The sequence below is a fragment of the Streptomyces apricus genome, from assembly GCF_008369065.1.
GTDB classification, from domain to species: domain Bacteria; phylum Actinomycetota; class Actinomycetes; order Streptomycetales; family Streptomycetaceae; genus Streptomyces; species Streptomyces apricus.
This window is the reverse complement of record NZ_VDFC01000046.1, coordinates 964426-976196: the sequence shown is the minus strand read 5'-3', so window position 1 is coordinate 976196 and position 11771 is coordinate 964426. Positions and strand designations below refer to the sequence as shown.

11 protein-coding genes and 1 riboswitch are annotated in these 11771 nt (G+C 75.0%); of the genes, 4 read left to right on the top strand and 7 right to left on the bottom strand.

Annotation, left to right across the window (positions count from 1 at the left end; genetic code table 11):
* From FGF04_RS24530 to FGF04_RS24510, 5 genes are all read right to left on the bottom strand, one after another.
* Positions 1 to 834 (bottom strand): ABC transporter ATP-binding protein (locus tag FGF04_RS24530; RefSeq protein ID WP_149513825.1); only part of this gene is annotated, 834 nt, incomplete at its 3' end.
* Positions 831 to 2087, bottom strand: coding sequence for an energy-coupling factor transporter transmembrane component T (locus tag FGF04_RS24525; protein WP_235882469.1), 1257 nt, complete (start codon positions 2085 to 2087; stop codon positions 831 to 833). The genes FGF04_RS24530 and FGF04_RS24525, both read right to left, overlap by 4 nt.
* A gap of 13 nt (positions 2088 to 2100) precedes the next feature.
* Positions 2101 to 2805: an SCO2322 family protein gene (locus FGF04_RS24520; protein WP_188114205.1), complete on the bottom strand. Its 705-nt coding sequence runs from the start codon at positions 2803 to 2805 to the stop codon at positions 2101 to 2103.
* The gene (locus tag FGF04_RS24515) at positions 2802 to 4052 is read right to left on the bottom strand and encodes a prenyltransferase/squalene oxidase repeat-containing protein (protein WP_149513426.1); all 1251 of its coding nucleotides are present in this window, start codon (positions 4050 to 4052) and stop codon (positions 2802 to 2804) included. Before FGF04_RS24515 ends, FGF04_RS24520 begins: the two co-directional genes overlap by 4 nt.
* Positions 4053 to 4233: 181 nt before the next feature.
* A riboswitch (cobalamin riboswitch) is annotated at positions 4234 to 4312 on the bottom strand.
* Between the two features lie 106 nt (positions 4313 to 4418).
* The gene (locus FGF04_RS24510) at positions 4419 to 5198 is read right to left on the bottom strand and encodes a PP2C family protein-serine/threonine phosphatase (RefSeq protein ID WP_235882468.1); all 780 of its coding nucleotides are present in this window, start codon (positions 5196 to 5198) and stop codon (positions 4419 to 4421) included.
* A gap of 10 nt (positions 5199 to 5208) precedes the next feature.
* On the opposite strand from FGF04_RS24510, the gene FGF04_RS41235 reads away from it, so the two are divergent.
* Complete coding sequence (locus FGF04_RS41235) at positions 5209 to 6441, top strand: tetratricopeptide repeat protein (protein ID WP_235882467.1); 1233 nt, start codon at positions 5209 to 5211, stop codon at positions 6439 to 6441.
* A 32-nt stretch (positions 6442 to 6473) separates the two neighbouring features.
* Here the strand turns inward: FGF04_RS41235 and FGF04_RS24505 are convergent, their stop codons facing one another.
* The gene (locus FGF04_RS24505; RefSeq protein ID WP_149513424.1) at positions 6474 to 7499 is read right to left on the bottom strand and encodes an MBL fold metallo-hydrolase; all 1026 of its coding nucleotides are present in this window, start codon (positions 7497 to 7499) and stop codon (positions 6474 to 6476) included.
* Between the two features lie 171 nt (positions 7500 to 7670).
* Here FGF04_RS24505 and FGF04_RS24500 point away from each other — a divergent pair, with 171 nt between their 5' ends.
* Entirely contained in the window at positions 7671 to 9128 is a 1458-nt protein-coding gene (locus FGF04_RS24500) for an aldehyde dehydrogenase (protein WP_149513423.1), read from the top strand.
* 3 nt (positions 9129 to 9131) lie between these two features.
* The gene (locus FGF04_RS24495) at positions 9132 to 9365 is read left to right on the top strand and encodes a ferredoxin (protein ID WP_149513422.1); all 234 of its coding nucleotides are present in this window, start codon (positions 9132 to 9134) and stop codon (positions 9363 to 9365) included.
* Positions 9366 to 9530: 165 nt separating this feature from the next.
* Here FGF04_RS24495 and FGF04_RS24490 read toward each other — a convergent pair whose 3' ends face one another.
* Positions 9531 to 10199: a TetR family transcriptional regulator gene (locus tag FGF04_RS24490; protein ID WP_149513421.1), complete on the bottom strand. Its 669-nt coding sequence runs from the start codon at positions 10197 to 10199 to the stop codon at positions 9531 to 9533.
* A gap of 221 nt (positions 10200 to 10420) precedes the next feature.
* Here FGF04_RS24490 and FGF04_RS24485 point away from each other — a divergent pair.
* Positions 10421 to 11771 (top strand): glycosyltransferase family 4 protein (locus FGF04_RS24485; protein ID WP_149513823.1); only part of this gene is annotated, 1351 nt, incomplete at its 3' end.

Genomic DNA, 11771 nt, shown 5'->3' with positions numbered 1-11771 from the left:
AGGGGCCCCGTACGGGAGGCCCTCCAGGCGTTCCCGCAGCGCCCCCGCCCTGCGGCGGGCGTCCCGGACCGTCAGCGGCAGGGGKGTCCAGCCGCCGAGCCGGCCCAGGGCCACCMCCGGCGGGTACACCGGTGACACCGCCATGACCTCGGCGGGCGTGCCGAGCGTCAGCGGGGCGCCCGGCGCCGGGAGGAGGGCGACGCGGTCGGCGTACTGCACGACGCGTTCCAGGCGGTGCTCGGCCATCAGGACCGTCGTGCCGAGGTCGTGGACGAGGCGCTGCAGGACGGCGAGCACCTCCTCGGCGGCGGCCGGGTCGAGCGCCGAGGTCGGCTCGTCGAGGACCAGGACCCGGGGGTGCGGGGTGAGGACCGAGCCGATCGCGACCCGCTGCTGCTGTCCGCCGGAGAGCGTGGCGATGGGGCGGTCGCGCAGGTCGGCCAGGCCGAGCAGGTCCAGGGTCTCCTCGACGCGGCGGCGCATCACGTCGGGCGCGAGGCCCAGCGACTCCATCCCGTACGCGAGCTCGTCCTCGACCGTGTCCGTGACGAAGTGCGACAGCGGGTCCTGGCCCACCGTGCCCACCACGTCGGCCAGTTCGCGGGGCTTGTGCGTGCGGGTGTCGCGGCCCGCGACCGTCACGCGCCCGCGCAGGGTGCCGCCCGTGAAGTGCGGGACCAGTCCGCCCACCGCGCCCAGGAGCGTCGACTTGCCGACCCCGGACGGGCCGACCAGCAGCACCAACTCGCCCTCCGGGACCGTGAGTTCGATGTTCCGGACGGTGGGCTCGGCCGCCCCGTCGTACGTCACGGAGACGTCCTCGAAGCGGATCATGAGGGCTCCTTGCCGGTCTTGTCGTTCGTGTCGTGGGGTGCGGGGGCCGGGGCGACGAAGGCGGGGAGCAGGCCGAGCAGGATCGCGGCCGCCGGCCACAGCGGCAGCTCCGGCGCCGTCAGCGGGACCACGCCGGGGTGCAGGGCCGCGGCGGCGTACGCGTCGTGGGCGGCGTACAGGACCAGCAGCGCCGCGACGGCCGCGCCGGACGCGGCGACGAGCCAGGCGCGCACGCCCCACGCGTCCGGCCGGTACCGGGTGCGCAGCGAGCGGCGCCCGCCCAGCCACAGGCCGCCGAGGGCCGCGGCGAGTCCGGCGAGCAGCACCGGCAGGCCGTAGGTGCCGCCCTCCGCGGTGAGCAGGCCGTACGTGCCCGCGCAGACCCCGACCAGACCGCCCAGGGTGAGCGCGGCGGTGGTGCGGCGCACCCCGGGCGGCACCTCGGCGGAGCGGCCGTAGCCGCGGGCGTCCATCGCCGCCGCGAGGGCCACCGACCGCTCCAGCGCGCCCTCCAGGACCGGCAGCCCGACCTGGAGCAGACCGCGCACGCCGTGGTCGGGCCGGCCGCGCAGCCGCCTCGCCGCGCGCAGCCGCTGGACGTCCGCGATCAGGTTCGGGGCGAAGGTGAGGGCGACGACCACGGCCACCCCCGCCTCGTACAGGGCGCCCGGCAGGGACTTCAGGAGGCGGGCCGGGTTCGCGAGGGCGTTCGCGGCGCCCACGCAGATGAGCAGGGTGGCCAGTTTCAGGCCGTCGTAGAGGGCGAAGACCAGGCCCTCGGCGGTGACCCGGCCGCCGACGCGGATGCCCTGTGCCCAGTCGGGGAGCGGGAGTTCGGGGAGGGTGACGAGGGTGTGCGTACCCGGGATCGGTGAACCGAGGAGGACGGCGAAGGCCAGCCGGATGCCGAGCACGGCGAGCGCGAGCTTGACGAAGGCACCGTAGGAACGGGCCCAGGGCGCCTCCGTGCGGCGCGCCGCCACGACGTAGCCGGCGACGCCGACCAGCAGGGCGAGCAGGAGCGGGTTCGTGGTCCGGGACGCCGCCGTCCCGAGCCCGAGGGCCCAGACCCACCAGGCGCCCGGATGCAGGGCGTTGGTACGGGTCGCGCGGGGGGCGCGGAGCCGCGTACGGATCCGGCCGGAGCCGGGATTGATGCCGGTGTGCGTACCGGCCCCGGCCCCGGTGCCGGCCTTGGTGCCGGTCCTGGTCCTGGGCCCGGTGCTGTTGCTGGCGGTGTCGTCGGTGGTCATCGTGCGCGTCCCGTCAGCCGCGGCGCCGGCGGGCCTGCCAGATCGCCGCCCCGCCCAGCACGGCCACCGCGGCGGCCCCGGTCAGCAGGCCCACCGACGGCCCGCCGTTCCCGGATCCGCCGTCCCCGGACGCACGGCCGGCGGACGCGCCGTCCGTGCCGGGTGACGGGGAGGACGGCCGGCGGTCGTCCGCCACGGGCTCGCCGCACCCCGTGCGGGGGTAGCCCGCGATCGCGCACAGCAGGGCGTTCGTGTCGTAGCGCAGCGGCCCGGCGACGGAGGCGAGCGCGTCCGCGGTCGTCGCGTCCTCGCCGACGCGGGCGCACGCCGTGCGCGGGTTCGGGTCCGGCGGCGTCGAGCCGGCCGGCGCGTCGGCGGCCGTGCCGAAGTCGAGGACGAGACCGACCCGCTTCGTCCCCTCGCGGGCCGGCGTCCCCGCGCAGATCGCGGCGAAGCCGGCCTTCCCGCGCGGCTTCGCCGCGTCCTTCGCGTCCTCGCTCACCGAGAAGCGGAACCCCTGGACGTCGCCGTCGGAGGGCCGCGCCGTGGACGGGCCCTGCGTCGCGTACACCCACGTACCGGCGGCCGCGTCCCGGTCCCAGAAGGACCAGTAGCGGTAGCCGGCCGCCCGGGCCTGCCCCGCGGCGCCGAGCACGGCGAGCAGCAGGGCCGGGACCAGGACCAGCAGGACCAGCGGGGCCGGGCGGTGGCGGGTCACGGCTGCTGCTTCCTGGTGCGGCCGCTCAGCAGGAAGCCGATGCCGATGCCGCCGACCAGGCCGACGCCGACGATCCACCAGACGCTGACCCCGCCGTCGCCGTCCTCGTCCTTCTTCTCGTCCTTGTCGCTCTTGTCGGTGGTCGATGCCGCGGCGGCCGGACCGGTCGCGCCGAGCTGCTTCACCAGGTCGGCGCCGCCGAAGTCGCGCGGGTCCGCCCCGGCGGCGTGCGCCGCGAAGATCAGCTGCGCGTACGCGGCCGGGCCGCTCCGCGCCGCCCAGTCGCCCGACTCCTTCTCCAGCCAGGCCAGGGGCTTCGCGGCGTCGGCCGTCCGGCCCGCCGCGGCCAGCGCGACGACCGCGTCGGCGGTGTTGCCGTGGTCGGGCTGGTCCTCGGCGCCCGCGAGGGCGGACTTCAGATGGCCGGTCCCCGCCACCGCGTCCGCGAGGTACCCGGCGCCGTTGGCCGCCGCCTGCTCGGCGGTCGGGGAGTCGCCGCCCGCGCACGTCGCGGGCCCGGCGGACCCGCCGTCGTCCTCGGCGTCGGTCACCATGCCCTCGCCGAGCGCGCCCAGGACGCCCGCCGCGGTGGCGTCGGCGTTCGCCGCGAGTCTGCCCTTCTTGTCGGGCTGGAAGGCGAACGCGCCGCCGCCGTCCTCGTCGCAGGGGACGGACAGGCCGCGCAGGGCGTCGTACGGCGTCCGGTCGTCCTTCGACCGCAGGTCCTCGGTGTCGGTCCCGGCGGCCTCCAGGGCGCCGATCACGACGGACGTCGAGTTGGTGTCGGTGGCCCCGCCGGGGAGGTAGCCCCAGCCGCCGTCCTCGTTCTGCGCGGACTTCAGCCACTTCACGGCCGCGCCGGTCACCGCGTCGTCCGCGTCGAGCGCCTCCAGGGCCTGGAGGGCGGCGGCGGTGCTGTTCGTGTCGACCTGCGTCTTGGCCCCGCACTTCGCGGCCGGGTCCGCGCGGTAGGCCGCGAAGCCGCCGTCCGCGCACTGCTGCCCGGTGAGCCAGTCGACGGCCTTCGCGGCGGGCCGTACGCCCACGGTGTGCTGGGCGAGCAGCGCGAGCGACTGCCGCCAGACACCGTCGTACGTCGGGTCGGTGCTGCCGTACAGGCCGGAGGGCAGCGCCTGGGAGGGGGAGGGCGACGCGGCGGGCGACTCGTCGGCGAGGGCGGTCGGCGCGAACGCCGTGCCGATCACGGCGGTGGCGGCCAGGACCGCGGCGCGGCGGCGGACAGACATGATCGGCGGGGGCCTCTCTGTACTCATCTGATCTCGTCGGTTCGCCGACGGGGGTGCCCCTTCGGCTCACCCTGTGGGGGAGCGGCCGGGCAGCCCGGAGCCCCGGGCGGCTCGGCTCCGTGTACCTCGACGGTGCCGGTCACCGGCGGTCCGGTGACGCGAGCCGATCACCTTCCGCACGGGGCATTCCGGCTCGCCGCCCACGGGGACCGGGGCGGCACACGGCTGCGGGTCAGCGCCGGATTTGCACCGGCTTCCCCCCGTACGGGTGTGATGACGACCTGCTCACTGTACCGGCCCGTAGCAATGCCCCCGGGGGCCGGCCGGACGGGCGGACCGGGGGCCGGCCGGACAGGCGGACCGCGGCTACAGCACGCGCCCGGCGGTGGGCGGCGCCGGGACCGCGGCCTCGGTGGGCTGGCACAGGACGAGGGCCAGGTCGTCGACGGGGGCGGCGCCGGTGTGGGCGAGCAGGCGCGCGTAGAGGGTGTCGAGGGCCTCGTCGGGCAGGGGGTCGCGCAGGGCGTGGGCGGCCTCGGTGAGGAAGGGGAAGAACGTGCCGTCGGGGGAGCGGGCCTCGGTGAGCCCGTCGGTGTAGAGCAGGAGGCGGTCGCCCGGCTGGAGGCGTACGCGGTACTGGCGCGGGTCGGGCCCCATCCCCAACGGGGGTGTGGGGACGCCCGGTTCGAGCAGCTCTACGCGCTGGCCGGCGCGCAGGGGCGCGGGATGACCGCAGTTGACCAGCCGTACCTCGCCCGGCGCGAACTCGGCGAGCAGCGCGGTGACGAAGTCCTCCGCGCCCAGCTCCGGCGCGAGGCGCTCGTCCAGGCCGGTGGCGACGGCCGCCAGGTCCGGGGCGGTGTGGGCGAGTTCGCGGAAGCCCGCCACCGTCTCGGCGGTCAGCCGGACGGTTTCGAGACCGTGTCCGCGCACGTCGCCGACGAGGACCCGCAGGCCGAACGGGGTCACCGCGACGTCGTAGAGGTCCCCGCCGAGCGCCGACCCGTGCACGGCGCAGTGGTAGCGCGTGGAGACGTGCGTCCCGGCGAAGCTGCGGGACAGCGGCCGTACGACGGCCTCCTGGGTGATCCGCGCGATCTCGCGCACCTCGGCGAGCCGCACGGCGAGGCGGTCCCGCTGCCGCACGGTGTACGCGGTGAGCGCGCAGCCGAGCAGCAGCTGCGTCAGTGTGACGGCGGCCGGGACCCGGTCGAGGAGCAGGGCGGGCCCGGCGATGAGGACCCCGGTCGCCGAGGGGGACGGAGAGGGCGGTGCGGGGGACCGCTTCCATCTGCTGGACAGCGTCCGGGAGTTCGGGAGCGACTGGCTGCGCGCGCTCGGCGAGGAGCGGACCCTGCGGCTGCGCCACCTCGACCACTACCGGCGCCTGGCCCGCACCGGCTGCACGCAGTGGAACACCGGCCACCAGGTGCGGTGGTGCCGGCGCACGGTCGCCGAACACGCCAACCTGCGCACCGCGATGGACTGCGCGCTGTCCGAGTGCGACGGCGCGACCGCCCTGGCCACGGCGGCCGACCTGGGTTTCCTGTGGCGCCACTGCGGTTATCTGCGGGACGCCCGGCACTGCCTCGACCAGGTGCTCGCCACCGGCCCTGCGCCCGGCCCCGATCTCGTCCGTGCCCTGTGGTCCAGGGGTGCGGTCGCCCTGCTCCAGGGCGACCTGGACGGCGCCGGGGACTGGGCTGCGCGGTGCACGGCGGCGTCCGTGGAGCGGGGCGACCCCGTCGAGGTCGTCGCCGCCGCCTACCTCACCGGCGGGCACCTGCTCCTGAGCGGCCGGCTCACCGAGGCGCTGGCGGTGTTCCAGGCGGCCGAGGAACTGCCGGTCTGCGACGACTGGCGGGGCTCCGCGCAGCTCCAGGTGCGGCTCGGGCTCTCCCTCGTCCACCTGCTGCTCGGCGATCCCGTCCGGGCGCGGGCGGTCGCCGAGGAGGTGCGCGAGGAGAGCGCGCGGCACGGCGAGAGCTGGGCGGGCGCCTTCGCGGACTGCTTCGTCGCCCAGGCCGACCTGGCCGAGGGCGACTTCACGGCGGCACTGCGCACCGCCCGTACGGCCGTCGTCGGGCACCGGTCGCTGAACAGCACGCTCGGGGTCGCCCTCACCCTCGACGTGCTGGCCTCCGCGGTCACGGAGATCGGCGACGGGCACCGGGCGGCGCGCCTGCTCGCCGTCGGCCAGCGCATCTGGGAACGCCTCGGCAGCGCCCAGATGCACTCACCGGACCTGATGGCCGCCCGGCGCGCCCGTGAACGGCTGGTGCGCGGGAAGATCGGCGAGGAGGCCTACGCACGGGCGTACGCGCAGGGCCTGGCCATGTCGTACGAACGGGGCGTCGCCTACGCGGTGGACGACACCACCGACCCCTGACCCGGCGTTGTGGCAGGGCGCTTGACGGGTCGTCAGACGGCGACGTACGTCACCGGGCCGCTCCCCGTCACCGCCTCCGCGCGGCCCAGCTTCACCAGGCGGCGCAGATGGGCCTCCGCCTCCGAGACCGCGATGTTCCTCGACCCGTACGGGATGTCGGCCCACGGGCGGTTCCACTCCATGCGCTCGGCGACCTGCCACACGGTGCGCGGGGTGCCGAGGAGGGTGAGGAGACCGGTGAGGCGTTCCTCGTGGTGGTCGAGCAACTCCCGTACCCGGGACGGCGCGTCGGTGAAGGGGTGCAGGTGGGCCGGGAGCACCTCGGCCGGTCCCAGGCCGCCGACGCGCTCCAGGGAGTCGAGGTAGTCGCCGAGCGGGTCGGGGACGGTGTCGTCGTCCGGGTCCTCGTAGAGGCCGATGTGCGGGGTGATCCTCGGCAGGAGGTGGTCGCCGGAGAACAGGCGTCCGTGGCCGGGGAGCCGTGCCGGATGGTCCTCCTCCAGGTGGAGGCAGACGTGGCCGGGGGTGTGGCCCGGGGTCCAGATCGCGCGCAGGCGGCGGCCGGCCAGGTCCAGGAGCTCGCCGGGGACGATCTCCCGGTCCGGGAGCGCGGGGGAGAGGCCGGGCAGGCGCGGGCGGCGGGCGGCGCGCAGCGGCGCCACGTGCTCCTCGGGCGCGCCGGCCGCGGTCAGCTTGTCCGCCATGTACGCCAGCCAGCGCCCCGGTTCGGTCTCGCGGGTGCGGCGCACGACGGAGATGTCGGCGGCGTGCATGGCCACCCACGCGCCCGACGCCTCGCGGACCCGGGCCGACAGGCCGTGGTGGTCCGGGTGGTGGTGGGTGATCACCACGCCGTGCACCTCGCCGACGGCCGTCCCGCAGGCCGCCAGCCCGCCGGTGAGCGCGTCCCAGGAGGCGGGGTCGTCCCAGCCCGTGTCGATCAGCACCGGGCCGCGGTCGGTGTCCACGACGTACACGAGGGTGTGGCCGAGGGGGTTGTCCGGGATGGGGACCGCGACGGACCGTACGCCTGCGCCGTGGTCGGTCACCTGTGGCATGGGCTCCCCTGTCGCCGGCTTCCCGCCACTATAACTAGAACGGGTTCCAGCGGGACCCGGTCCCCGGACGACTGCTGTGCGCTCCGTGGACTCCGTCCGGTGGAACTGATATCAGTTCAATGTCTGATGCACCGTCAGGAACGAGTGGTCCCCTCGGAGAGGCAGTCGGCCATGACCGGACTCGTGGAACACGGACAGCTGTTCATCGGCGGGGAACTGACCGCTCCCCGCGGCCGGGACGTCATCGAGGTGGTCTCCCCGCACACCGAGGAGGTCATCGGCCGGGTGCCGCACGCCGCGCCGGAGGACGTCGACCGGGCCGTCGCCGCGGCGCGCACCGCCTTCGACGAGGGGCCCTGGCCGCGGATGTCCCTCGACGAGCGCATCGGGGTGGTCACCCGGATCAAGGACGCGATCGCCGTGCGGCACGAGGAGATCGCCCGCGTCATCTCCTCGGAGAACGGCTCCCCGTACTCCTGGAGCGTCCTCGCGCAGGCGCTCGGCGCGATGATGGTGTGGGACGCCGCGATCACCGTCGCACGGGACTTCTCCTACGAGGAGACGCGCGACGGGGTGCTCGGACGCATCCTCGTCCGGCGTGAGCCGGTGGGGGTCGTGGCGGCCGTGGTCCCGTGGAACGTGCCCCAGTTCACGGCCGCGGCCAAGCTCGCCCCCGCGCTGCTGACCGGCTGCACGGCCGTGCTCAAGCCGTCGCCCGAGTCGCCGCTGGACGCGTACCTCCTCGGTGAGATCGTGCGGGAGGCCGGGCTGCCGGAGGGCGTCCTGTCGATCCTGCCGGCGGACCGCGAGGTCAGCGAGTACCTGGTCGGGCACCCCGGGATCGACAAGGTCTCCTTCACGGGGTCGGTCGCGGCCGGGCGGCGCGTCATGGAGGTCGCCTCGCGCCATCTCACCCGCGTGACGCTGGAACTGGGGGGCAAGTCGGCGGCCGTGGTCCTGCCGGACGCCGACCCCGCCACCGCCGTGCCCGGCATCGTCTCGGCGGCCTGGATGAACAACGGCCAGGCGTGCGTGGCCCAGACCCGCATCCTGCTGCCGCGCTCGCGCTACGACGAGTTCGCGGAGGCGTTCGCGGCGGCGGCCGACGCGCTGGTGGTCGGCGACCCGCTGGACCCCGCGACCCAGGTCGGCCCGCTGGTCGCGCGGCGGCAGCAGCAGCGCAGCCTCGACTACATCCGCATCGGCCAGGAGGAGGGTGCGAAGATCCTCGCCGGCGGCGGGCGGCCGGCCGGGCTGGAGCGCGGCTGGTACGTCGAGCCGACGCTCTTCGGGGGCGTCGACAACTCCATGCGGATCGCCCGCGAGGAGATCTTCGGGCCGGTGATCTGCCTGCTCCCGTACGGCGACGAGGAGGAGGCGGTCAAGATCGCCAACGACTCCGAGTACGGGCTGAGCGGGAGTGTGTGGACGGGGGACGTGGACCGGGGGATCGACGTGGCGCGGCGGGTGCGGACCGGCACGTACTCCGTGAACACCTTCAGCCTCGACATGCTCGGCCCGTTCGGCGGCTACAAGAACTCCGGGCTCGGCCGCGAGTTCGGTCCCGAGGGGTACGGGGAGTTCCTGGAGCACAAGATGATCCACCTGCCGGCCGGGTGGGAGGCCTGAGGGATGGGTGACCGCTGGCACGTCGAGGTCGACCGCTCCGTGTGCATCGGCTCGGCGCAGTGCACCCATCTCGCGCCTGCGGCCTTCCGCCTCGACGCGGCGATGCAGTCCCATGCCAGGGAGCCCGAGGGCGAGGCGGACGAGAAGGTGCTGGAGGCGGCGGAGGGGTGTCCGGTGGAGGCGATCACGATCACGCTGGTGGGGAGCGGGGAGGCGGTGTTTCCTCCGGAGGAGTAGGGACGCTGCAGCCTGTTCGGTGGCCGGGTGCGGGTCCGGTGGGGGCTTGTCGCGCAGTTCCCCGCGCCCCTAAAGGACGAAAGACAGGGGCGCAGCCCCGTCTTTCAGGGGCGCGGGGAACTGCGCGAACGGCCCCCACCGGCCCGCAGCCGTTCCCCGCGCTCCTTACGGGGCAGGGGACGGGGGGCGGTCCTCCGGTGACGTCAGGTCGATCAGGCGGCAGACCGTTTCTATGTCGATCTTCACCTGGGCGATCGAGGCGCGGCCTGAGAGCCAGGTGATCAGGGCCGAGTGCCAGGTGTGCTCGATGACGCGGACGGCGGAGAGCTGGGCGGGGGTGGGGTCGTCGAGACCCATGGCGTCGAGGATGATCACCGTGGTCTGGCGGGAGACCTGGTCCACCTCCGGGCTCACGCTGCGGTCGGCGAACGTCAGGGCGCGGACCATCGCGTCCGCGAGGTGCGGCTCCCGCTGCAGCGCGCGGAAGGCCCGCATCAGGGTCTCCGCGACCCGCTGCGCCGCCGTGTCGCCCGCCGGCGGCTTCTTGCGCAGCGTCCCGTGCATGTGGGCCAGCTGGTCCTGCATGGTCGCGACCAGCAGGTGCACCTTGGACGGGAAGTAGCGGTACAGCGTGCCCAGCGCGACCTGCGAGGACTCCGCCACCTCCCGCATCTGGACCGCGTCGAAACCGCCCCGGCTCGCCAGCTGCGCGCTCGCGTGCAGGATGCGGCGGCGGCGCGCCTCCTGGCGCTCGGTGAGCGGGGGAGTGACCGGCTGCGCCGCCCGTACGGGCGACTGCGCGGCCTTCGCCGCAGTCTTGGCTTCCGCAGGCATGGATCCCGTTCCGTGACGTTCGTACAGCAGAGGGCGGTGGCAGAGGTGGGACGAGAGCAGGGTAGGGCCCGGCCGTGGTGTGAATCACCCGATCCACCGCTCACAGGGGGAGCTACCTGCCGGTAGATTCAATGCTCCCTGAACGATCAAGTCTGAAACTTGTTCTAGATTACCGTCCCGAAGTAATCTCGCGGGAAAGTGCTGGAAGAAGGGGGCCGGGAGTGACCCATGAGGCCATGGAGGCAGGCCTCCGCGAGGGCTCGGCCGCCGACGCCGACCGACCGCTGCGCATCGCGCTCCTCACCTACAAGGGGAACCCGTTCTGCGGCGGCCAGGGCGTCTACGTACGGCACCTCTCCCGCGAACTCGTCCGGCTCGGCCACCAGGTCGAGGTGATCGGCTCGCAGCCCTACCCGGTGCTCGACGAGGGCGAGGACCTCGCCGGGCTCTCCCTGACCGAGCTGCCCAGCCTGGACCTGTACCGCCAGCCGGACCCCTTCCGCACCCCCCGGCGCGAGGAGTTCCGCGACTGGATCGACGCCGTCGAGGTCGGCACGATGTGGACCGGGGGCTTCCCGGAGCCGCTCACCTTCTCGCTGCGCGCCCGCCGCCATCTGCGGGCCCGGCGCGGCGACTTCGACGTCGTGCACGACAACCAGACGCTCGGGTACGGGCTCCTGGGCGACGTCGGCGCTCCGCTGGTCACCACCGTCCACCACCCCATCACCGTGGACCGGCAGTTGGAGCTGGACGCCGCAGGGAGCCGCCGCAGGCGGGCCTCCGTGCGGCGCTGGTACGCCTTCACGCGCATGCAGAAGCGGGTCGCGCGCCGGCTGCCGTCCGTGCTCACCGTCTCCGGCACGTCCCGCCAGGAGATCGTCGACCACCTCGGCGTACGGGACGAGCGGATCCACGTCGTGCACATCGGCGCCGACGCCGACCTCTTCTCGCCCGATCCGTCCGTGCCGAAGGTGCCGGGCCGGATCGTCACGACGTCCAGCGCGGACGTCCCCCTCAAGGGGCTCGTCTTCCTCGTGGAGGCGCTCGCCAAGGTCCGCACCGAGCACCCCGCGGCGCACCTCGTCGTCGTCGGCCGGCGCGCCGAGGACGGGCCGGTGGCCCAGCTCATCGAGCGGTACGGGCTGGAGGGCTCCGTCGAGTTCGTGAAGGGCATCTCGGACGCGGAGCTCGTCGACCTCGTGCGCTCCGCCGAGGTCGCCTGCGTGCCGTCCCTGTACGAGGGCTTCTCGCTGCCCGCCGCCGAGGCGATGGCGACCGGCACGCCGCTGGTGGCCACCACCGGCGGGGCCATCCCCGAGGTCGCGGGCCCCGACGGCGAGACCTGCCTGGCGGTCCCGCCCGGCGACGCGGGGGCGCTGGCCGCCGCGCTGAGCAGGATGCTGGGCGACCCGGGCCTGCGCGAGCGGCTCGGCGCGGCCGGGCGTGCGCGCGTACTGGAGAAGTTCACGTGGGCCCGCGCCGCGGAGGGCACGGTGGCCCGCTACCGCGAGGCGATCGCGTCCGCCCACCGCTCCGCGCCGGGCCCGGACGCCCGCCCCGACCGCTCCGCCC